We start from the raw sequence: 22,974 nt of genomic DNA, 5'->3' as shown, positions 1-22,974 counted from the left end.
CAAACTTCCTTGACTTTTACAATACGTTTCCGTAAATCAACTTATACGTTGAAGCGGAACGTGACAACGTCGCCATCTTGGAAGACGTATTCTTTTCCTTCTGAACGAAGTTTCCCTTGTTCTTTCACCGTCGTCATGTTTCCTGCTGCTGAAAGGTCGTCATACGACACGACTTCGGCACGGATGAATCCACGTTCGAAGTCAGAGTGGATGACACCAGCACATTGTGGGGCTTTCATCCCTTGTTTGAACGTCCATGCACGAACTTCCTTCTCACCTGCCGTGAAGTATGTCGCAAGACCAAGTGTCGAGTAAGCCGCACGGATCAATTGATCAAGTCCTGACTCTTCGATTCCGAGATCTTGTAAGAACTCGAGGCGTTCTTCCGGTTCGAGTTCTGAAATTTCTTCTTCGATTCGTGCACAGATGACGATGACTTTCGACCCTTCTGTTGCCGCGTGATCACGGACTGCTTGTACAAACTCGTTCGAATCGGCATCTGCCACTTCATCCTCACTCACGTTCGCCACGTAAAGCATCGGCTTCATCGTAAGCAATTGGAAGTGTTTGACGATCGCGAGTTGATCTTCTGATAATTCAGCGACACGTGCCGGGCGCTCTGATTCAAGAACATCTCGCACGATTTCGAGTGCTTCAAGTTCTTGTACCGCACCTTTATCTTTTGCCTTCACCATTTTTTGAACACGTGCGATTCGTTTATCGACTTGCTCAAGATCAGCTAAGATCAATTCAAGATTGATAGTCGTAATGTCATCGATTGGTGAGACACGACCTGCGACGTGCGTGATGTTCTCGTCTTCAAAGCAACGGACGACTTGGCAAATCGCATCGACTTCGCGAATGTTCGCCAAGAATTTGTTTCCGAGACCTTCACCTTTTGACGCACCTTTCACGATTCCAGCGATATCTGTAAACTCAAATGCTGTTGGTACCGTTTTTTTCGGTTTGACGAGTTCTGTCAATCGATCAAGGCGCGCATCCGGTACTTCTACGACGCCGACGTTCGGGTCGATCGTCGCGAACGGATAGTTGGCCGCCTCGACTCCTGCTTGTGTAATCGCATTAAACAATGTCGATTTCCCGACGTTTGGCAATCCGACAATTCCTGCTGTTAATCCCACTAGTATTTCCTCCTCATCCGGTGTTTCCCGGGAAATGTTAAGCCGTCTGTGGAGTGGGTACATTCAGTACACCACACCGTCACATCCTTCACAATTATAGATAGTCCACGATTAAACCGCAACTCACGTTCATAACCTAAAGAAAAACGCCGCTTATTCGGCGGCGTTCCCTTGTTCAAGCACTTTCTTGAATCGCTTATCGAAATCACGGCGTTGCATGAGCACACTGGCTCCGCAGCCTTGACACTTGATTCGAATGTCCATCCCGACACGCGTGATTTGCCAACGGTTCGTCTTACAGGCATGTGGTTTTTTCATTTCCACAATATCGTTCAATGCATAGGTTTTACTTTGCATTTTCTGCTTCTCCTCCTTTAGGAGCCGAGTTCGGTGGCATCATGACCGTACGTGGGTATGGAATTTCAATCCCCCGCTCGTCAAGTCCAGCCTTTAACTCTTTATGCAAAATTCGACCAGCTGCGAAGTGCTGGGTCGGCGGCACTTCCGCCATTAATCGGTACACCACTTCCGATGGTCCGAGCGACTGCACTCCAGCCAAGTCGATTGGCTTGATGAACAAGTCGTGATAGCGTGCTTCGACCATTTTCGCAATTTCCTTGAGCGCTTGCTCTACTTTTGACATATCTTCTTCGTACGCAACCCCAATATCGACAACGGCGACACTGTTTTCAAGCGAGTAGTTCGTCACTTGTAAGATTTGTCCGTTCGGAATAATCGTCACTTGTCCGTTTAATCCTTTTAACTTCGTCGTCCGGATTCCGACCTCGATGACCGTCCCGTCGACTTGTTGGTTCAAATTGACGTAATCCCCGTTCTTGTATTGGTTTTCAAAGATGATGAACGCCCCTGTGATGACGTCTTTCACCAAACTTTGTGCCCCGAATGAGATTGCAAGACCCGCGACCCCGGCTGATGCAATCAAACCGGCGATATTCACACCGAATTGTCCGAGCACCGTCAAGACCATAATCAACCCGATCACATAGCGGATTGTGTTTTGGGCTAATTTTAATAACGTTTCATTCTGTCGCTGGGCGACGATATCATGTTCTTTTATTTTGCGGAGCGTAAACACACGCTCGACCATCGTTGTCAAAATGCGTGTTGCGATATATAAACCAAGGATGATGAGCGCCACACCGGCGAGCTTGATCCCTAAACCAATCCACATGTCTGTATCTTTAAAATACTCCACGAATCGGTTCACGCTGTCGATTGTCTCATCGGCAACCGTATTTAAATCTTTTTCTGTATTTTGCGAAGCCATCTTTTCACCTCAAAGTCGTAGATTCTAAATTATCAAAACATATTTCACGACTTTTCTCAAACACTGCATTCGGAAGTTAGAAGTTTTCCACTTTTGGGAATGGGTTAATACGAGATCAATCCCCCAACTGCAACTAGGAATAGGCAGCTTAGAAGAGAGGATGAGATTCATGCCGTTTCGCTTAAAACCTCATAAACCATACTCTTTCTTCATTGAACACACTGAGCGGAGTGGATCCAGATTGCTTGCGGACCAGCTTCATGAACAGTTGGTCAATGAAATCCATCGCCCCATCGTCCTTGTTTGCATCGGTTCGGACCGTTCGACCGGTGATTCACTCGGTCCGCTCGTCGGAACGTTTTTAGAAGAACGTCATATCCGAAATTTACATGTATACGGCACATTAACGAAGCCTGTACACGCACTCAATTTGGTGGAAACGTTACATGAGATTCAAACGCGCTTCCATCAACCGCTCATTATCGCTATCGACGCCTGTCTCGGACGTTTATCAAGTGTCGGTTATGTCTTCTTTTCGGAAGGTCCGCTCGCTCCAGGGGCCGGTGTCCAAAAAGAACTTCCGACAGTCGGCGCTTACAATATTAAAGCCGTCGTGAACGTAAGTGGATTCATGGAGATGATGATTCTACAGAATACCCGTCTCCATCTTGTATATGAACTCGCACGTTTCATCACAGACGGATTCGCCGATTTTGATACACGGATCGGGCGCCTGCATCACGAAGAGGCGGCCATCACGCGTCTTCGTCAGTCACGAGATGAATCAAAGTCTTGAGGCGATAATAACGTCAACAATTGTTCCAAGTCGTCTTGTGAAAAATACTTCAACTCGAGGACGCCGCCTTTTCGGCGCGGACGAATCGACACATCCATCTGAAGACGCTCCGCAAGCACCGCTTCGACCGCTTCGATATCGGCGTTCGATCGCTTCAGCGTCTTTTTTTCTGTGCGCTCTTTTTGTAAGTAACGCTCGAGGCGACGGACCGTCCAATGCTCGGCAATGACCCGTTTCGCAATCTGTTCCATCGCTTGTTCCGATTTCATACCCGTGATGGCACGTGCATGTCCCATCGTCAAATCTCCGACCATGACCGCATGCTGGACGGCACTCGGCAATCGAAGGAGGCGAAGACTGTTCGTCACATGACTGCGGCTCTTCCCGACGCGATCGGCCAACTGTTGTTGCGTCAGACCTAGCGTCTGCATCAACTGTTCATAGGCGACAGCCTCTTCGATGGCATTCAAGTCTGCCCGCTGAATGTTTTCAATCAGCGCCAACTCCATGACGCGATCGGAGTCCGCCGTGACGACGAGGGCAGGAATGTCTTCTTTCCCAGCGAGCTTCGCCGCCTGAAACCGTCGTTCCCCGGCAATGATTTCATAGTATCCTGTCGCTTTTCGAACGACGATTGGTTGTAGGACGCCATATCGCTCAATGGATTGACGCAACTCTTCTAATTTTCCCACCTCAAATTGTTTCCGGGGCTGATTCGGGTTTGGGCGAATGAATTTTAATGCTAATCGTTCCATCTACAAACCTCCTTCATTGTATAAAAAAGCACGGACTCATTTTTGAGGCCGCGCTTTCGGGATGCGAATTCGAATTTCAACAAATTCCTCTTCGTCTACTTCTTCAGTTTGGACGTCAATCCCTGTTTTCCCAATCAAATCGATTGAGTCACGAATCGTGTTGATGGCGATTCGCGTGTCACGCGCAAAACTTTTCGTCCGACGACGTTGTTTTTTCGGCTTTCGCTTCTCTTCTTCGATCGGTGTTGTTAAAAAGGCGACGCGTTCTTCTGTCTCCTTGACGTTAAAATCCTGTTCTAACACTTCTGCGAGCACTTGAAGTTGCAATCCTTCTTCCTTCAACGGCAACAACGCACGCGCATGTCGCTCGTTGATCCGACGATCGCGAAGCGACTGCTTCACATCCTCCGGCAATTTTAACAAGCGCAACTTATTGGCAATCGTGGATTGACTCTTGCCTAGACTCTTCGCGAGCGCATCTTGCGTCAAACCGTTCAAGGCGAGTAAACGATCATATGCTTCCGCCTCTTCAATCGGGCTTAACTGCTCACGCTGCAAGTTTTCAATCAAGGCGAGTGCAGCCGTCGTATCATCGTCCATATCGCGAACGATTGCCGGAATCGCTGACCAACCAAGCGATTTCACCGCACGGAAACGACGCTCCCCGGCAATGATTTCATAGCAGTCCCCATCTGCCTTTCGAACCACGATTGGTTGAAGGAGTCCATGTTCCGAAATCGTCGTTGCCAACTCTTCAATTTTTGCCGGTTCGAACACTTTACGCGGTTGATAACGGTTTGGACGCAACCGTGATAACGAGAGTTCTTGTACCGTGTCATCCGCTCGAACTTCCGCAATCTGCGTCACGGCAACTTCGTCTTTTCGATTCACACCGAACAATTTCGCAAATCTATTCTTCAACGTCGGGCACCCCTTTATGTAAAAAAATAAGCAGACTCCACCACTGGAATCTGCTTTTGTTTCACGTGAAACGACATCATCAGATAAGTGGCTCTTTCGCCGGTGTTCCCGCTTTACGCGGATATTTCCCGGGCGTTTTTCGTAGTTTATCTACAACTACGATATTACGCTCACTCATCTCTCCTGGCAATAGGAACTGGTGTGTCGCTTTTTCTTTCCCACCTAGAACGGCTAAAGCGTTTTTGGCGTCTGCCATCTCGTCAGAAACCTTGGCTGCTTTAAGCGCGACGAAGCTTCCGCCTACTTTCGCGAGGGGCAAACAGTATTCCGCCAACACGGTCATGCGGGCAACCGCACGCGCTGTGACGACGTCAAACTGTTCGCGGAACTTTTTATTTTTTCCGAACTCTTCAGCGCGACCATGATGGAACGCGACACCTTCGAGCCCGAGGGCGAGGGCCAATTCGTTCAAGAAGGTGATGCGTTTGTTTAACGAATCGATGATCGTGACGTGTAAGTGTGGGAATAAAATTTTAAGCGGAAGACTCGGGAATCCCGCTCCTGCCCCGACATCACATACGGTTTCGACTTTCGTGAAATCGAAATGAAACGCTGCGCTGAGCGAATCATAGAAGTGCTTCAAATATACTTCCTCTCGGTCCGTGATGGCCGTTAAGTTCATTTTTTCGTTCCATTCGACGAGCATTTCGAAGTAACGTTTGAACTGACTGAGTTGTGTCTCACTCAGTTCAAACCCTTCAGCTCGTAACGCTTCAATAAATTGAGATTCGTTCATCGTTTCACTCCACCGTTGCGTATTGTCCCTGTTCGATATAGACGAGCAAGATTGACACGTCTGCCGGGTTTACGCCTGAGATACGGGACGCTTGTCCGATCGAAAGAGGACGAACTTGTTTTAGTTTTTGTTTCGCTTCTGTCGCGAGACCACCGATCGCATCATAATCCAAGTTTTCTGGGATTCGTTTTTCTTCCATGCGACGCATCTTCTCGACTTGTTCAAGCTGTTTGGAAATATAGCCTTCATATTTCACTTGAATCTCGACTTGCTCTTTCACTTCATACGACAATTCTTCCGTTGACGGAACGACCGTCATGAGTGCTTCATAAGATACTTCCGGACGTTTCAACAAGATGTTGGCATGCGTCGCTTCTTTAAGCGGGTGCGCACCGACCGATTCGAGCATCGCATTGACTTCAGGTGTCGGTTTGACGACAAGTGACGCAAGTCGCTTCACTTCTTTTTCAATCGCTACACGTTTCTCGTTGAGGTGAGTGTGACGATCTTCTGAAAGTAAGCCGATCTCATACCCGATGTCGCTGAGTCGCAAGTCCGCATTGTCATGACGCAACAAAAGACGGTATTCGGCACGTGATGTGAGAAGGCGATACGGTTCGTTCGTACCTTTCGTCACGAGGTCATCGATTAAGACGCCGATGTACGCTTGCGAACGGTCCAAGATGACCGGATCTTTTCCGAGCACTTTGCATGCGGCGTTGATTCCCGCCATGATGCCCTGTCCAGCCGCTTCTTCGTACCCGCTCGTCCCGTTGATTTGTCCCGCTGTGAAAAGACCTGGGACAGCTTTTGTTTCGAGAGTTGGCCAAAGCTGTGTCGGTACGACCGCATCGTATTCAATCGCATAACCGGGACGCATCATCTCTGAATTTTCAAGACCCGGGATCGTGCGAAGCATCTGATGTTGCACGTCTTCTGGCATACTCGTCGAAAAGCCTTGGACATAGATTTCTTCCGTATCGCGACCTTCTGGCTCTAAGAAGATTTGGTGACGCGGTTTATCATTAAAGCGAACGACCTTATCTTCAATCGATGGGCAATAACGTGGTCCCGTTCCTTTAATCGCACCCGAGTACATCGGTGAGCGATGCAAGTTCTCATCAATCAATTGGTGCGTGCGCTCACTCGTGTACGTGAGCCAGCATGGGATTTGTTCGATCGGATCCAAGTCCGTCGATGTGTACGAGAAGAATGATGGATTCTCGTCTCCTGGTTGAATCTCCGTCTTCGAGTAATCGATCGTCTTGCCGTCGATTCGTGGCGGTGTTCCCGTTTTGAATCGAACTAAGTCGAGACCGAGCTCTTCTAGATGCTTCGATAGCTCGACCGAAGGCATTTGGTTGTTCGGGCCACTTTCATATGCCAATTCCCCGATGATGATTTGACCGCGCATGAACGTTCCCGTTGTGACGATGACCGCTTTCGCGCGATATTCTGAACCTGTGTTCGTTACCACGCCACGTACTTCTCCGTCCTCAATCAACAAACGTTCGACTAGCGCCTGACGAAGCAGTAAATTCGGCTCGTCTTCTAGCACTTTCTTCATGTGATTTTGGTATTGGAATTTGTCCGCCTGTGCACGTAGCGCACGTACCGCCGGCCCTTTCGATGTGTTGAGCATCTTCATTTGGATGTATGTCGCGTCAATCGCACGCCCCATCTCGCCGCCGAGCGCATCGATTTCACGTACGACGATCCCTTTCGCCGGCCCACCGATTGATGGGTTGCAATACATGAATCCGACCATATCAGGGTTCATGGTGAGCATCGCTGTTTTCGCGCCCATTCGAGCAGATGCGAGTGCTGATTCAATCCCTGCGTGTCCGGCCCCGATGACGATGACGTCAAATTCGCCTGCCGTATAAGCCATATTCGTTCCTCCTTATTATTTCCCAAGACAAAACTGTGAAAAGAGCTGATCAATCAAGCTCTCCTGTACGGTATCTCCATTGATTTCACCGAGCGTATCCCACGCACGACGTAAATCGATTTGAACCATGTCGATCGGCATATTCATGACGGCACTACCGAGCGCCTCATCAATTTGACCAATCGTTCGTTTGATTAACTGAATGTGTCGAGCGTTTGAGATATACGTCATATCCTGTGACTCGACACCTTTTGCGAAGAATAGATTTGCGATGGCCGCTTCAAGGGCATCGATTCCTTCATCTAGCAAGAGCGATGTCGCCACAATTGGACGTCCTGCCGCTAGTTTCTCTAGCTTAGAAGAATCCATGTTTTGTGGCAAGTCTGTCTTGTTGATGATGATGATGGCATTCATTCCTTTAACTGCCTCAAATAACGCCTCATCCTCGACAGTCAATCCCTCATGTCCGTTCAAGACGAGAAGGACCAAATCTGCCGCTTCTAACGCTTTTCTCGACTTTTCCACACCGATTCGTTCCACGATATCTTCCGTTTCGCGAATCCCTGCCGTATCGATCAATTTGAGCGGAACACCTTTCACGTTGACGTATTCCTCAATTGTGTCACGTGTCGTACCGGCAATTTCGGTGACAATCGCTTTTGTCTCTTGAACGAGCGTGTTCATCAAAGAAGATTTTCCGACGTTCGGTCGACCGATGATTGCCGTGGCCAAGCCTTCACGTAAGATTTTCCCTTGTCGCGCTGTCTCGAGTAACTGTTCGAGGACACGTTTGACCTCGCCCGCTTTCTCTTCGACGATGGCCTGGGTCATCTCTTCTGCGTCATACTCTGGATAGTCGATGTTGACCTCGACCGCCGCAATCGTCTCGAGCAACTGTTGACGTAACTCGCGAACGAGGCGTGACAAACGTCCTTCCATTTGCGCCATCGCAACGTTCATGGCCCGGTCCGTCTTCGCTCGAATGAGATCCATGACGGCTTCCGCCTGAGATAAATCGATTCGGCCATTTAAAAAGGCGCGCTTCGTGAACTCGCCCGGTTCTGCCAAACGGATGTCGGGTTGATCGAGAATGAGCTCAAGGACACGATTGACCGCTACGACGCCTCCGTGACAATTGATTTCGACGACATCTTCTCGCGTAAACGTCTTCGGTGCGCGCATAATACTGACCATGACTTCATCGACGATTTCGCCCGTATTAGGATATTTTAACGTTCCATAATGAATCGTATGTGAATCGACTGTTGTTAAGTCTTTCCCAGAAAACACATTGTTCACCGTTTCGACCGCCAAATCGCCCGATAGTCGGACGATCCCGATGGCACCTTCACCCATCGGCGTCGAAATCGCTGTAATCGTGTCAAACTCTAGCATCTTTCTCCCTCCAAACCTAAACATCTTCTTCTATCATATGCATAACGAACCTACTATACACGATATTCGACTTGAACGAAAGAGTTGGACCATTGATAAAGTCATTGCCATTCGACTCATCGTTTTCGTACAATAAAGAAATATATTTACATAGGAGAGAGATGATCTAAAGATGAAACAGCAAGACGCAATCCGAATCATCACCGAACGATTACAGCACGATGAAGCGGTTCAAGCGATTTTTATGAAGGGTTCATTCGGTCGGGGAGAAGCCGATGAACATTCAGATATCGACCTCTATGTCATGGTACACCCCGATGAAGAGGTCTCTTTTCTATCTAGACGCCTCGAGCATGTAACCGCCTATCGTCCGATTCTGTTAAAAGACGAGATTCACATCGTCGCTCCACAACTCATCGCCGTCTTTGATGATTTTCTTCACCTCGACCTGTTCACGGTCACGCAAGAGACGTTGAATCATCAAGACTCGATTCATGTGCTCTACGACCCACAACAGCGACTTGCTAGACACGCCACTTCCTTGCAATTAGACGAAGCGGCAATCAGTGACCATGCGTTCGATACCGTGTGGTTCTTTTTCCAATATACAAAATCACGCAATCGAGGCAACGCGATGTGGGCAACGGAGATGCTCCGGCAAGGAATGGTCCATTTCGCATATGTGTTAGCCGCTCACCACACACCGGACCGGGCTTCCCTTGGTTTAAAAGATGTGACGCAGCGACAAAAAATCGACCTCCGCTCATTTTATGACCATTTGACCCCCGCCTCACACGAAAAAGCCGCCCACATCTATCTGGAGCGACTTCAGGTAGAGCAAACTTTTTTCACATCACTACCTGGCTACAACGTGTTCGGACCGTTCATGGAACAGTTGATTCAACGAGAAACAAGCCGTCCTGGCATATAGGGCGGCTTGTTTTTTAGTATCTTGCTTGGCGTTTCGTCGAACGAATCGTGAAATAGAGGAACAGTTCCAGTATCGCGATGGCGATGAGAATGCCGCCGAACAGTTGGAACAAGACAAGTAGGCTACTGAACGGATTCGTCAACATGAGAATCCCGACACCTATCCACAATAGACTTCCAATCAAAAACCAAAGCCATCGTCCCGACATCGATTGACGGTAACCGAGTGCCTGAATCAGACGGATAATTCCACCGAATAAGAACAAGGATCCGATCAAAATCGGGAGAAGACTAGCTAGCGTCTCTGCGAAGAAAAAGACGACCGCTGCCAAAATCAAATAGATGAGACCCATAAAGAAAGTGGGTGGCAACCCTCCCTGACGTCGACGCAACCCTTGAAAGATCATCCAAATCCCCATGATTGCTAAATAACCGGCAATGACATACACCATGACATCAAAGAAAAATCGAGGATATAACAAAATGAGAACACCAAGTACAAAATAAATGACCGCTTGCCATAACGTCGAACGTTCCAAACGCTGAATGAATGCCTCCATTTTCCCACACCTCCGTTTACCCGTTTCTATCTCTATTCCCCTCTGACCGGCTTGCAATCCCACAAAAAAAGCTGAGCGTCAGAAGACACTCAGCTTAGCGATTATTTACGCTTTTTCTTTTTGTTTTTCTTTTCTTCTTCAGCAAGCGCTGCACGCTCTGCTTCTTTCGCAGCGATTTTCGCTTCAGCCGCAACCTTCATCTTCTCACGCATCGGGAGCATGATTGCCATCGTGACGATGATCGAGATGATATAACCGACTACCCAGTATAACGAAAGGGCAGCTGGAAGGTTGATCGACATGACGAAGATCATAACCGGGAAGATATAAAGCATCATCTTCAACTGCGGGTTCTGTTCTTGACCCGCCATTGAGATTTTTTGTTGTGCGAACGTCAAGATTGCCGCTAAGATCGGCAAGACGAACGTTGGATCCGGAGCACCGAGGTCGAACCATAAGAAGTTCGCTTCGAAAATCTCAGGTGTACGGCGAATCGCATCATAGAATGCGAAGAGAATCGGCATTTGAATCAAGATCGGCAAACATCCCGCGAGCGGGTTGATTTGGTATTCCTGATAAAGCTTCATCATCTCTTCTTGGAGTTTACGTTGTGTTTCCTGGTCTTTTGAGCTGTACTTTTCACGAAGCTTCAGCATTTCTGGTTGCAACACTTGCATCGCACCCATACTCTTCGTCTGCTTGATCATGAGTGGGAGAATCAATAACCGGACGATAATCGTCGCGATGATGATTGAAATCCCGTATTGCCACGGGCCACCGACCAAGTAAGCAACTTCCTTCAAAAGCCATGCGAGCGGCCATACAAAGTACTTCGCCCAGAAACCTTCTGTGTCAGCCGTTACTGGTTCGGCTTGGATGGTAGACGGATCCACACAGCCTGCCATCAGCATGATGACCGCGGTCATGGCAGCGAGTAATCCTAATTTTAGCTTTTTGCTCATAGTTCCTCCTACGCTTTCTTTATCAATTCTTTTTAACGCACACGTCGATCGGGCAATCTTATCAGACTCTAATTATATGAGAGAACAAATTCAGATTGTCATGGTCACCGGCCCTGCTTTTGCCAAACCTTGGCCCGTTTGAATACGTGTTTCAAACTCTCGGTCACTTCCGACTGCGTCAATGCGGTCGCAGGTTTTCGAGCGATGATGACATAATCATTCGGTGCAACGTTTGGTTCGAGCAAGCGAAGCGACTCACGCATCAATCGTTTCATCCGGTTCCGTTCCACAGCATTTCCAAGTTTCTTACTGACGGAAAGACCCACTCTGAAATGCGTTTGATCCGCTTTGAGCGTGTAGACGACAAACTGACGATTGGCCACGGAGCGTCCTTCGCGAAACACCGCTTGGAACTCTTCATTCTTTTGCAGGCGGTATTCTTTTTTCAAAATTCTCACTCCATCCTTCGCTTCAAAAATCGTCAACTAACATCATATCATATCCACATCATTTGAACGAGGGAGAATCCATGAAATACTACGTTTCTGTGACAAACTAAAAAATTGCCCGAGGAAAGGATCCCCGGGCAATCTTCATTCAGAATTATACAGTCAAGGCTTTACGGCCTTTACGACGACGAGCAGCAAGAATGTTGCGACCGTTTTTAGTCGCCATGCGTGCACGGAATCCGTGAACTTTCTTACGCTTACGGTTGTTAGGGTTGAAAGTTGGTTTCATGGTTACAGCACCTCCTCAAGATTAACGCTCTATTAGCAAGTTATAGTTTCATTTAAGGCAGTCTTTAAGATTATATAAATCGATTCAACAATTGTCAATGTATTTTCGGATGGTTTTCGAATTCGTAGAATGAGGCACTCAGAAAGCATTCATCCACATGGATTCGATCCTTATCCGAAAGACGAGTAGGGGATGAATGTATACACAACCTTTACGTATTTTATAAACGGTCTTTATAAATAGCCACGTTGAGCCATTTTATCCACAAAATCTCGAAGTTATCCACATTTATATGTGAATAACTCCTCTTTTTTCATATTCTCATTCTTTATTTTTTCATTTTCTTCTTTTACAAAAACAATCTTTCATTTCACTTCTTCCTCTTTTGTGTATAACTTTTTCATCTCACATTCCATCATTAGTGCTTTATCCACAATATATCCACAGGTTATCCACAAAACACACAGCATGTGGATAAGTGGGTGTGGATACTTTTCTTTATCTGTGGATAAATACCAAAAAGCATTGCCACGTCTATTTTATTTTGCTAAACTGAATGTGCACAAACTTGTGGATGAACAATTCGTGATTCCAAGATATACACAGGCTGTGGATAAGTGTTATCCCCATAATGAACACTATGTGGATAACTTTATCCACAGTTTTTGTTCTCTGGGGATAACCCTAGTTTCTACTATAGAATAGTGTATGTGTATATCGTGTGAATAAGTTTTACCCAACATGTGAGTAAAGGAGGTCTTTCATTGAAGAATGCTCGCGAGATTTGGAGAAATGTCTTATCGGTAATCGAGGAAGAAGAACGAACTCCAAAAGCCAGTTTTGACATGTGGTTGAAATCAACCGAGGGGATATCATTGATGGGAACGACGCTCGTTGTGTCGGCACCCGCCAGTTTTATCGTCACGTGGTTAGAGCGACAGTATCTCTCTCTGTTACAAGATACGGTTGAAGAGATCACAAACAACAAGCTTGAAATTCATTTCATCGAGGAATCTCAAGCACACAAGTATGCTCCAGCGGATGGATCGTCAAATGAGTCCATCGCCGTGACAGAAACAAAAGAACAGCCCGTGCTATTACCTTCAAAAGAGGAAGGGGATCTTGGTCAACTGAATGACAAATACATTTTTGAGACGTTTGTCATCGGATCGGGGAACCGTTTTGCCCACGCCGCATCACTTGCTGTCGCTGAAGCACCTGCACGCGCCTATAACCCGCTCTTCATTTACGGAGGCGTTGGACTTGGTAAAACACATTTGATGCATGCGATTGGTCATTATGTAAAAGGTCAAAAACCGGGGGCTCGCATTGCCTATGTCTCTTCTGAGAAGTTCACAAATGAATTTATCAATTCGATTCGGGATAATAAGACCGGTGAGTTTCGGAACCGTTATCGAAACATTGATGTACTATTGATTGATGATATTCAGTTTTTAGCAGGGAAAGAACAAACCCAAGAAGAGTTTTTCCACACATTCAATGCATTGCACAACGATCAGAAACAAATCGTGATTTCAAGTGATCGACCACCAAAAGAAATCCCGACGCTAGAGGATCGACTTCGTTCACGCTTTGAATGGGGCCTAATCACAGACATCACACCACCGGACCTTGAGACGCGAATTGCGATTCTTCGCAAAAAAGCGACCGCGGAAGGGCTTGATATCTCGAATGAAGTCATGCTGTATATCGCGAATCAAATCGATACGAACATTCGGGAACTAGAAGGGGCACTGACACGAGTCGTCGCTTATGCAAAACTTGTCGGACGACCAATCGACCCGGACGTGGCAGCCGAAGCGCTTCATAATATCATGCCTGTCCAGGAAGCGAAGAAAATTGTCATTCGCGATATTCAAGAAGTTGTCGGTCAACACTTCAACATTCAAGTAGAAGAATTGAACTCGAAAAAGCGAACGAAGACGTTGGCATTCCCACGTCAAATCGCAATGTATCTCTCGCGGGAGATGACGGAGAGTTCGTTACCAAAAATCGGGGAAGAGTTCGGAGGGCGTGATCACACGACTGTGATTCATGCACATGAAAAAATTAGCACCCTTCTAAAGAACGATGTGGAAATGCAAGAGACGATTCAAACGTTGAAGAAGGCACTTTCTAACTAATGAAGAATTCTCTGTGGATATCCTGTGGATAAACCACCTTAGTTATCCACAAGTTATTCACAGGCGAAATGGCTTAACACGTATGACTGAGGGGACTTATCCCCAGTATCCACAGCCCTTATTACTATTATGACTTAATTAATACTATTATATTATTAGGAAATGGACTCATTTCACCTTAGGAGGAATTATCCACATGCATTTAACGATTCAACGAGATGTATTCATGCAAGCCGTACAAGACGTATCAAAAGCTGTGGCTTCACGAACGACCATTCCAATTTTGACAGGCTTGAAACTTGAGGCACATGCGGATGGCTTAACACTGACAGGAAGTGATACCGAGATTTCGATTGAACGCTTGATTCCAATCGAAGAGGGTGGAATTGAACTCATTCAAATTCAACGTGCTGGAAGCGTCGTGTTGAACGCACGCTTCTTAGGAGAAATTGTGAAGAAGTTACCGACGAACGAGGTCACACTCGAAGTTTCACCGAACTTCATGACGCGCATTGAGTCTGGTCAAGCAGAGTTCCATTTAAACGGTCTTGACCCGGATGAATATCCACGCCTACCTGAACTTGCGAGTGATCGTCGCTTCTATTTGCCGGCTGATCTATTGAAGACCATCATCCGTCAGACGAGCTTCGCTGTTTCTTCACAGGAGACACGTCCCGTATTGACAGGGGTTAACTTCTCAGCAGAGAAGGGCTTCCTTACATGTGTCGCAACCGATAGCCATCGTCTGGCGCTTCGTCGTGCACGTTTTGAGACAGATAACGATTTGACGTTCCAAAATGTCGTCGTTCCTGGCCGCTCACTCAACGAATTGGCAAAATTACTCGACCGTGAAGAGTTACCGATTGAAATCGTCTTAACGGACCAACAAATTTTATTCCGTATGAAAAACATCTCATTCTTCTCTCGTTTGTTAGACGGTGCCTATCCAGACACGTCACGTCTCATTCCGGAAGAATATCGTACAGCCGTTCGGATGAATGCGAAAGAGTTCTTACAGGCCATTGACCGTGCATCGCTCTTAGCACGCGCCGATCGCAACAACGTCATTAAATTTGTGGCGGAAGATACAACGGCAGTTGAAGTCTCTTCACACTCGCCGGAAGTCGGAAAAGTGTCGGAACGTGTCAGCATCCTGTCGCTTGAAGGAGAAGAACTAAAAATTTCCTTCAACTCAAAATTCGTGATGGACGCGCTCCGCGCACTCGATGCATCTGAAATCGAAATCCAGTTCACGGGTTCGATGCGACCGTTCATTTTACGACCGGTTGAACAAGATAGTGTTCTTCAACTGATTTTGCCAGTCCGCACATCGTAAGCTGCGGATAGGGATGATGAGGTGTCTTGCCTTGTCATCCCTCTTTTTGCCTTATTCGACGATTTTCGATAAACTAATATGTATGGCGATTTTTTCAGATCAGCATGTGAGAAAGGAAGTGACGACATGGAAAAAGTGTCGATTACAACCGAGTATGTAACGCTCGGACAATTTTTAAAATTAGCAGATATCATCTCAAGTGGGGGACAAGCAAAGTTCTTTTTAGAGGATGTCATGATTAAAGTGAACGGTGAGCAGGACCAGCGCCGCGGTCGTAAATTAAGAGATGGAGATACAATCGAAGTCGAAGGCTTCGGGGAATATCAAATCGAGGGAAACTGACGTGCATTTAAAGTCGATCCGATTGCAAAACTATCGCAACTACGAAACCCTCGAGCTAGATTTTTCAGAACAGACGAATGTTCTGATTGGTGAGAACGCCCAAGGAAAAACGAATCTTCTCGAATCGATTTACGTACTTGCGCTCGCAAAATCGCATCGGACGACACAAGACCGTGAGTTAATCGGTTGGGAAGCCGATGCTGCGAGTATCGAAGGACGGATTCATAAACGGACGGGCGAATCGGTGCAGAGTCTCTCTTTTTCTCCTAAAGGCAAGAAAGCAAAGCTCAATCATTTGGAACAACGTCGTCTCAGTGACTATGTCGGCGCATTTAACGTCGTCTTGTTCGCCCCAGAAGACTTAGCCATCGTGAAAGGCAGTCCGCAAGGGAGACGGCGATTTTTAGATATGGAAATCGGTCAGGTCAGTCCGGTGTACTTACACGAGCTCAATCAATACTTGAAGACGTTGAAACAACGGAACGCCTTGTTGAAGCAGTTATCCACAAAAGGTGGCGACGAGACGTTACTTGAAGTCTTGACGGATCAATTGATTGAACTTGCCGTAAAAATTGTGATTAGACGCTATCACTTCATCGACCAGCTCGAAAAATGGGCCAATCCCATCCATTCCGGAATCACAAGAGAACTCGAAACACTGACGATTCAATACGTTTCCGACACGTTCCAAAAAGAACGCTTCTCAAAAGAACAGATGTTTGAAACGTATCGTCAAAAGTTTGATAAAATAAGAGAGAACGAACGACGAAGAGGTGTGACCTTATTTGGTCCGCATCGTGACGATTTTGAATTGTATGTCAACAATCGAAACGTTCAAACGTTCGGTTCACAAGGTCAGCAACGAACGGCGGCCTTGTCATTGAAGCTAGCTGAGATTGAATTGATTCATGAAGAAGTAGGCGAATATCCTCTGTTGTTATTAGACGATGTGTTATCTGAGCTTGACGATCATCGCCAAACCCATCTCCTCGATACGATGGGACGGAAAGTACAAACGATTTTGACTACAACAAACATTGACGGGATTGCACATGAGACCATTCAACAAGCGAAAGTGTTTCACGTGAAACAAGGTGAGGTTGAAACGGAGTCCGTGTAATCGTGGCAAGAAGGAACACCAAATCATGTATAGTAGGTGAAAATAACCGATGAGTAATGAAAATGAAAAAGAATTGCAAGCGTACGGCGCCGATCAGATTCAAGTCCTTGAAGGCTTAGAGGCTGTCCGTAAACGTCCAGGGATGTATATCGGTTCCACAAGCTCTCGCGGTCTCCACCATTTGGTATGGGAGATTGTCGATAACTCAATCGATGAGGCGCTCGCTGGTTATTGTGACACGATCACAGTGACGGTCGAGCCAGGGAACTCGATCGTTGTTGAAGACAACGGACGTGGGATTCCGGTCGATGTTCAAAAGAAAACGGGTCGACCTGCCGTTGAAGTTATTTTCACGGTGTTGCACGCAGGTGGTAAGTTCGGCGGTGGCGGATACAAAGTATCAGGTGGTCTTCACGGTGTCGGGGCGTCGGTTGTTAACGCCTTATCGACGAAACTTGAAGTGTTCGTTCGTCGCGATGGAAACGTATATTACCAATCGTTCAAACGCGGTGTTCCACAAGGTGAACTCGAAATCGTCGGGACGACCGACACGACAGGGACGACAGTTCGTTTCTTCCCAGACGGGGACATCTTCCAAGAAACACTCGAATATGACTTTGATCTGTTAGCGACACGCTTACGTGAACTCGCCTTCTTGAACAAAGGGTTACGAATCGTGGCTAAAGATGACCGTAGTGACGAGACGATTGAGCGGAACTATCACTATGAGGGCGGAATCAAGTCTTATGTCGAGCACTTGAACCGCTCAAAAGCGTCGATTCATGAAGAGCCTGTATACGTACACGGGACGAAAGACGGAATCGAAGTCGAGATTGCGCTTCAATACAACGAAGGTTTCGCAAGTAACATTTACTCATTTACGAACAACATTCCGACGCATGAAGGTGGGACGCACGAGACTGGATTTAAGACGGCGCTCACCCGTGCCATTAATGATTATGCGAAGCGATTCGGATTGATGAAGGAAGCCGATGGTAGCCTCTCAGGGGATGATGTCCGTGAAGGATTGACGGCGATTGTTTCGGTCAAGCACCCTTCTCCTCAGTTTGAAGGGCAGACGAAGACAAAACTCGGGAATGCCGATGCGCGTACGGCAACGGACACATTGTTCAGCGACACGTTCGAACAATTCCTACTCGAGAACCCGTCGGTCGGCCGCCTCATTGTCGACAAAGGCTTGATGGCGGCACGTGCGCGTCTTGCTGCGAAACGTGCACGCGAGATGACACGTCGTAAAGGGATTCTCGAAGTCAGTTCATTGCCAGGGAAATTGGCAGACTGTTCGTCAAAAGATGCATCGAAATCTGAACTATACATCGTTGAGGGTGACTCAGCGGGAGGTTCTGCGAAATCTGGACGTGATCGTCACTTCCAAGCCATCCTTCCGATTCGAGGGAAAATCATCAACGTTGAGAAAGCACGTCTTGATAAGATTTTGGCCAACCAAGAAGTCCGGACCATCATCACGGCTCTCGGAACAGGGATTGCCGATGAGTTTGACTTATCGAAAGCGCGCTATCATAAACTCATCATCATGACCGATGCCGATGTCGATGGTGCGCACATTCGAACGTTATTGTTGACGTTCTTCTATCGTTACATGCGCCCACTCGTTGAAAGTGGATATGTTTATATCGCGCAACCACCACTCTATGGTGTGAAGCACGGGAAAGAAACCATCTACGTTCAAAACGACCGTGAGTTGCAGGCAGCGATTGCACAACTTCCTGAAAATGCACGTTATAGCGTTCAACGTTACAAGGGTCTTGGAGAGATGGATCCTGAACAGTTATGGAATACGACGATGAACCCGGAAACGCGTTCGATGCTTCGTGTCGACCTGCAAGATGCAATCGAAGCGGATGAAATCTTCGAAACGCTCATGGGTGACAACGTCGAACCACGCCGTGACTTTATTCAATCTCACGCCCATTACGTGAAGAACCTCGATATTTAATAAGAAGGGTAGGCAATAACGAATGGCAGAACAAGAAAATATCAAGGATATAAATATTAGCCAGGAGATGCGAACGTCGTTCATGGACTACGCGATGAGCGTCATCGTATCACGTGCCCTTCCGGACGTGCGAGATGGATTAAAGCCGGTTCACCGTCGTATTTTATATGCGATGAACGAACTAGGTATTCGCGCGGACAAGCCACATAAGAAGTCGGCGCGTGTCGTCGGGGACGTCATCGGTAAGTACCACCCACACGGTGACTCAGCCGTTTATGAGACGATGGTCCGCATGGCTCAGGACTTCAGTTATCGCTACGAATTAGTCGACGGTCACGGGAACTTCGGTTCAGTCGATGGCGACTCGGCCGCTGCGATGCGTTATACCGAGGCACGTATGTCTAAAATTGCGATGGAACTCGTACGAGACATCGGAAAAAACACGATTGATTATCAACCAAACTTCGATGGTGAAGAAAAAGAACCAGTCGTACTTCCGGCACGTTTCCCGAACTTCCTTGTGAACGGGACGAGCGGGATTGCCGTTGGTATGGCGACGAACGTTCCGCCTCATAACTTGAACGAGGTCATCGACGGTGTACTGGCGCTTTCTCACAACCCGGACATCACGATTGCAGAATTGATGCAACATATCCCGGGTCCTGATTTCCCGACTGCGGGAGAGATTTTGGGACGTAGTGGGATTCGTCGTGCATACGAAACTGGACGTGGATCGATTACGATGCGTGCGAAAGCTGAAATCGAGGTCTTGAAAAATGGCCGTGAACGGATCCTCGTGCACGAGATTCCTTACCAAGTCAACAAAGCGCGTCTCGTTGAAAAGATTGCCGATTTGGTTCGCGACAAGAAAATCGAGGGAATCACGGACTTACGCGATGAATCAGACCGTAACGGGATGCGCATCGTGATTGAAGTTCGCCGCGACGCGAATGCGAGTGTCATCTTGAATAACTTGTACAAGCAAACACCGATGCAAACGACGTTCGGTGTTAACATGCTCGCGCTTGTAGGCGGTCGTCCAAAAACGTTGAACATCAAACAAGCAATCTATTACTACATCGAACACCAAAAAGAGGTCGTGCGTCGTCGGACGCAATTCGATTTAGACAAAGCGGAAGCACGTGCCCACATTTTAGAAGGTCTTCGTGTTGCCTTGGATCACTTGGATGAAGTCATCGCCATCATCCGTAGCACACGCACAGGTGACGAGGCTCGTGAAAAGTTGATTGCCCGCTTTGGACTTTCGACTGAACAGACGCAAGCAATCTTAGATATGCGTCTCCAACGCTTGACTGGTTTGGAACGTGAGAAGATTGAAGGCGAATATCGTGAAGTGAAAGCGTTAATCGAAGAACTTCGTGCGATTCTCGGAGACGAAGAATTGCTACTCGATATCATTCGTAACGAGTTAATCGAAATCAAAGAGCGATATGGTGATGCTCGTCGTACGGTGATTCGTACGGATATCGTTGAACTCGAGGACGAAGATTTGATCCCAGTTCGCGACATGATGATTACGCTCACGAGCGAAGGATATATCAAGTCGATCCCATCGGATTCATATCGGACACAGCGCCGTGGTGGACGTGGGAAACAAGGTATGGGAACGAACGATGAAGACTTTGTGCTTCGTCTGCTCTCCGCGTCGACACACGATACCATCCTGTTCTTCACCAACTTCGGACGCGTCTTCCGTCTCAAAGGATACGAAATTCCTGAGATGAGCCGTACCGCGAAAGGGATGCCGATCATTAACTTGCTGCAAATCGACAAAGGTGAAAAAGTCGAAACGATGATTCCTGTCGATTTCAATAGTTACTTGGCTAACCAAACGGTAGCGGAAGAGACACAGGATGAGTCTGAAGAAGTAGCAGACGAGCAGTTGTCTCTCGTCTTCATCACGAAAGAAGGATTGATTAAGCGTTCGCCACTTTCGGCATACGCCCGAATCAACAAAAACGGTCTACGTGCCATCAGTTTGAATGAGACAGATGAACTCGTCACGGTCCGTTTAGCGAAGAGCGACGATGAAATGTTGATCGTCACACGCCAAGGTATGTCGATTCGCTTCCCACTCGAAGGAGAAGTTCGTTCGATGGGACGTACGGCACGAGGCGTTCGCGCGATTCGATTGAAGAAGGAAGACGATTTGGTCGTCTCGATGGAAATCGTTCGCACCACGCAAGACGTCTTGATTATCACTGAAAAAGGATACGGAAAACGTACGGCCATGGAACAGTTCCGCACACAAGGTCGTGGCGGTTCCGGTATCATCGGAATTAAGACAGATCGTGGAACAGTCGTCGGGATGCGTGTCGTTGATGAAGACGATGACATCATGCTGATGACCGAACTCGGTGTTGCGATTCGGATTGATTCACAAACGATCTCTCAAATGGGTCGAAGTACTCGCGGTGTGAAAGTGATGAACATCGAAGAGGGCGATCGTTTAGCGACTATCGCAAAGTTGAAAAAAGATGAGTTAGAAGAGGAATCAGCAGTCGATTTGGAGAATGGGTTTGAGGATGAAGCACCTGAAACCGATGAATCGTCTGATGTGAATGAGTAAGACGAGAGGTCGAACGGTGTTTCCGTTCGATCTTTTCATATATTAGGAGGGATTCGCGTGCGTTTGAACTTATCCACTGTACATGTTGGGATGACGCTATTGTCACCCGTTTCTTCTTTAGAAGCCGGAATCCACTTAACCAATGAACATTTACGTTTGCTCCGTTTCTTAAAAATCGAAGATATCGATGTCGCACCTGTTGAACAGAAGCTCTTCACGTCTAAAGAAGAACAGCGCCTCTGTAATCAGGTCCTTCAATATGAGAAGCATTATAATCAGTGGGAAGAACGGATCGCACCTAACCCATATGAAGGTCTAGAATTCATTCATCAACTATTTCGTCAGGAAGTTCCGCTTACAGCGATCGTTCATTTCTTTACGCATCAGCCGTTGCGGAAAAATCATGTCATTTACCATTCCGTCTATCGAGCGCTCGTCGCCCGTGCCTTATCGAAATATCGAGGGGACGAACATCAACTCCAATTTGATTACGGGATTGCTTCTTATTTTGCAGATGCGAGCTACGCTAAAATTCGGAAATGGTCTCATATGCGTTATTTCACAAAAATGGAACGGGAGCTATTGTATCAACACCCACTCGTTTCGGCATCGATGCTCCCGAGTACTCAAACGTTACGAGGAAGAGTGTATCAATTGATTACCGAGCATCATGAGCGATTGGATGGATCCGGGTTTCCAAAACGTCTGACGGAACGCGAGTTGAATCCAGCCTCTCCTCTATTTATTGTCGCCGATCGCTTCTGTCAGTTAACAGCACCCCGAACGTTCCGAAAGCCGCTCTCTCCAGAGGAAGCATATTTCTATATGTGGCAGAACAAAGCCTATGATGGAGAAGCTTTGTCGCTTCTTGCGACATTACTTGGATTTTATGAAATCGGTCGCCCTGTTTTATTGAGCAGTGGAGTACGAGGAACGATATATGCCTATACGAATCGTGTCGAACAACCGATTGTGCTTGAAGCGACAGGGGAGAAAGAATATGATTTATCGCGATTAACCGATGTGAGCATTGTTGCATTTCAATAAGAAGAAACTAGCGATTCCATTCAACAAAATGAAATGGAATCGTCTTTATTTATTCTTTTTTAAAAAACTTTCTTTTTATAGTTGACGGATATAATTACAGGTGCTATTATAAATGAGTCGCTAAGAGCGGCAGACGAACTTTGAAAACTGAACGATGAGGCAAAAAAAGTTTTACAATTTTTGAATGAAGCGCAAGCTTCGTCAATTTAAGAGCTATATCAAATTCTTTGGAGAGTTTGATCC

Annotated in this window: 21 protein-coding genes; 9 read left to right on the top strand and 12 right to left on the bottom strand. The window is 47.0% G+C overall.

Going from position 1 to position 22,974, the window contains the following annotated elements; all coding sequences use genetic code 11:
• Nucleotides 1–41 precede the first annotated feature (41 nt).
• The 3 genes from ychF to IRJ25_RS10515 all read right to left on the bottom strand — a co-directional run bounded on the left by ychF (nucleotide 42) and on the right by IRJ25_RS10515 (nucleotide 2,430).
• Nucleotides 42–1,142 carry a redox-regulated ATPase YchF gene (gene ychF, locus IRJ25_RS10525; protein WP_031424089.1) on the bottom strand — a complete coding sequence of 367 codons (1,101 nt, stop codon included), beginning with the start codon at nucleotides 1,140–1,142 and terminating at the stop codon, nucleotides 42–44.
• 153 nt (nucleotides 1,143–1,295) lie between these two features.
• Entirely contained in the window at nucleotides 1,296–1,499 is a 204-nt protein-coding gene (locus IRJ25_RS10520) for a DUF951 domain-containing protein (protein ID WP_047795718.1), read from the bottom strand.
• The gene (locus IRJ25_RS10515) at nucleotides 1,489–2,430 is read right to left on the bottom strand and encodes a mechanosensitive ion channel family protein (RefSeq protein ID WP_264093160.1); all 942 of its coding nucleotides are present in this window, start codon (nucleotides 2,428–2,430) and stop codon (nucleotides 1,489–1,491) included. Before IRJ25_RS10515 ends, IRJ25_RS10520 begins: the two co-directional genes overlap by 11 nt.
• A 169-nt stretch (nucleotides 2,431–2,599) precedes the next feature.
• Between IRJ25_RS10515 and yyaC the strand changes: the two genes are divergently transcribed.
• Complete coding sequence (gene yyaC, locus IRJ25_RS10510; protein WP_269318253.1) at nucleotides 2,600–3,226, top strand: spore protease YyaC; 627 nt, start codon at nucleotides 2,600–2,602, stop codon at nucleotides 3,224–3,226.
• Here yyaC and IRJ25_RS10505 read toward each other — a convergent pair.
• From IRJ25_RS10505 to mnmE, 5 genes are all read right to left on the bottom strand, one after another.
• A complete protein-coding gene (locus IRJ25_RS10505) occupies nucleotides 3,199–3,981 on the bottom strand; it encodes a ParB/RepB/Spo0J family partition protein (RefSeq protein WP_214784591.1) in 783 nt (260 codons plus the stop codon). The two genes, yyaC and IRJ25_RS10505, sit on opposite strands and share 28 nt — an antisense overlap.
• Before the next feature lie 36 nt (nucleotides 3,982–4,017).
• Complete coding sequence (noc, locus tag IRJ25_RS10500; protein ID WP_015880224.1) at nucleotides 4,018–4,902, bottom strand: nucleoid occlusion protein; 885 nt, start codon at nucleotides 4,900–4,902, stop codon at nucleotides 4,018–4,020.
• 79 nt (nucleotides 4,903–4,981) lie between these two features.
• Nucleotides 4,982–5,698 (bottom strand): 16S rRNA (guanine(527)-N(7))-methyltransferase RsmG, encoded by a 717-nt coding sequence (gene rsmG, locus IRJ25_RS10495; protein ID WP_015880223.1) that lies wholly within the window; start codon nucleotides 5,696–5,698, stop codon nucleotides 4,982–4,984.
• Nucleotides 5,699–5,702: 4 nt separating this feature from the next.
• Nucleotides 5,703–7,589 carry a tRNA uridine-5-carboxymethylaminomethyl(34) synthesis enzyme MnmG gene (mnmG, locus tag IRJ25_RS10490; RefSeq protein ID WP_074035252.1) on the bottom strand — a complete coding sequence of 629 codons (1,887 nt, stop codon included), beginning with the start codon at nucleotides 7,587–7,589 and terminating at the stop codon, nucleotides 5,703–5,705.
• Between the two features lie 15 nt (nucleotides 7,590–7,604).
• Nucleotides 7,605–8,984, bottom strand: coding sequence for a tRNA uridine-5-carboxymethylaminomethyl(34) synthesis GTPase MnmE (mnmE, locus tag IRJ25_RS10485; RefSeq protein ID WP_031424082.1), 1,380 nt, complete (start codon nucleotides 8,982–8,984; stop codon nucleotides 7,605–7,607).
• A 172-nt stretch (nucleotides 8,985–9,156) separates the two neighbouring features.
• Between mnmE and IRJ25_RS10480 the strand changes: the two genes are divergently transcribed.
• Nucleotides 9,157–9,915 carry a nucleotidyltransferase domain-containing protein gene (locus IRJ25_RS10480; protein ID WP_159563193.1) on the top strand — a complete coding sequence of 253 codons (759 nt, stop codon included), beginning with the start codon at nucleotides 9,157–9,159 and terminating at the stop codon, nucleotides 9,913–9,915.
• A gap of 13 nt (nucleotides 9,916–9,928) precedes the next feature.
• Here IRJ25_RS10480 and IRJ25_RS10475 read toward each other — a convergent pair whose 3' ends face one another.
• From IRJ25_RS10475 to rpmH, 4 genes are all read right to left on the bottom strand, one after another.
• Nucleotides 9,929–10,474, bottom strand: a complete 546-nt coding sequence (locus tag IRJ25_RS10475) for an HdeD family acid-resistance protein (protein ID WP_269318250.1) — start codon at nucleotides 10,472–10,474, stop codon at nucleotides 9,929–9,931.
• A 101-nt stretch (nucleotides 10,475–10,575) separates the two neighbouring features.
• On the bottom strand, nucleotides 10,576–11,436 hold the full coding sequence (gene yidC / locus IRJ25_RS10470) for a membrane protein insertase YidC (protein ID WP_015880218.1): 861 nt from the start codon (nucleotides 11,434–11,436) through the stop codon (nucleotides 10,576–10,578).
• 104 nt (nucleotides 11,437–11,540) lie between these two features.
• Nucleotides 11,541–11,885 carry a ribonuclease P protein component gene (gene rnpA, locus IRJ25_RS10465; protein ID WP_015880217.1) on the bottom strand — a complete coding sequence of 115 codons (345 nt, stop codon included), beginning with the start codon at nucleotides 11,883–11,885 and terminating at the stop codon, nucleotides 11,541–11,543.
• Between the two features lie 154 nt (nucleotides 11,886–12,039).
• Nucleotides 12,040–12,174 carry a 50S ribosomal protein L34 gene (gene rpmH, locus IRJ25_RS10460; RefSeq protein ID WP_015880216.1) on the bottom strand — a complete coding sequence of 45 codons (135 nt, stop codon included), beginning with the start codon at nucleotides 12,172–12,174 and terminating at the stop codon, nucleotides 12,040–12,042.
• Between the two features lie 764 nt (nucleotides 12,175–12,938).
• Between rpmH and dnaA the strand changes: the two genes are divergently transcribed.
• The 7 genes from dnaA to IRJ25_RS10425 all read left to right on the top strand — a co-directional run bounded on the left by dnaA (nucleotide 12,939) and on the right by IRJ25_RS10425 (nucleotide 22,731).
• A complete protein-coding gene (dnaA, locus tag IRJ25_RS10455; RefSeq protein ID WP_015880215.1) occupies nucleotides 12,939–14,318 on the top strand; it encodes a chromosomal replication initiator protein DnaA in 1,380 nt (459 codons plus the stop codon).
• A gap of 196 nt (nucleotides 14,319–14,514) precedes the next feature.
• Nucleotides 14,515–15,654: a DNA polymerase III subunit beta gene (gene dnaN / locus IRJ25_RS10450; protein ID WP_026824743.1), complete on the top strand. Its 1,140-nt coding sequence runs from the start codon at nucleotides 14,515–14,517 to the stop codon at nucleotides 15,652–15,654.
• Nucleotides 15,655–15,780: 126 nt separating this feature from the next.
• Nucleotides 15,781–15,996 (top strand): S4 domain-containing protein YaaA, encoded by a 216-nt coding sequence (gene yaaA / locus IRJ25_RS10445; RefSeq protein WP_015880213.1) that lies wholly within the window; start codon nucleotides 15,781–15,783, stop codon nucleotides 15,994–15,996.
• A gap of 1 nt (nucleotide 15,997) precedes the next feature.
• On the top strand, nucleotides 15,998–17,116 hold the full coding sequence (recF, locus tag IRJ25_RS10440) for a DNA replication/repair protein RecF (RefSeq protein ID WP_214784597.1): 1,119 nt from the start codon (nucleotides 15,998–16,000) through the stop codon (nucleotides 17,114–17,116).
• Between the two features lie 49 nt (nucleotides 17,117–17,165).
• On the top strand, nucleotides 17,166–19,094 hold the full coding sequence (gene gyrB, locus IRJ25_RS10435; RefSeq protein ID WP_074035264.1) for a DNA topoisomerase (ATP-hydrolyzing) subunit B: 1,929 nt from the start codon (nucleotides 17,166–17,168) through the stop codon (nucleotides 19,092–19,094).
• A 22-nt stretch (nucleotides 19,095–19,116) separates the two neighbouring features.
• Nucleotides 19,117–21,684: a DNA gyrase subunit A gene (gyrA, locus tag IRJ25_RS10430; RefSeq protein ID WP_015880210.1), complete on the top strand. Its 2,568-nt coding sequence runs from the start codon at nucleotides 19,117–19,119 to the stop codon at nucleotides 21,682–21,684.
• A 57-nt stretch (nucleotides 21,685–21,741) separates the two neighbouring features.
• Nucleotides 21,742–22,731 carry an HD-GYP domain-containing protein gene (locus IRJ25_RS10425; RefSeq protein WP_196431642.1) on the top strand — a complete coding sequence of 330 codons (990 nt, stop codon included), beginning with the start codon at nucleotides 21,742–21,744 and terminating at the stop codon, nucleotides 22,729–22,731.
• Nucleotides 22,732–22,974: the final 243 nt, after the last annotated feature.

Source organism: Exiguobacterium sp. KJ 601 (assembly GCF_027161185.1).
Classification (GTDB): Bacteria; Bacillota; Bacilli; order Exiguobacteriales; family Exiguobacteriaceae; genus Exiguobacterium; species Exiguobacterium profundum.
This window is presented reverse-complemented; position numbering and strand designations above follow the sequence as displayed.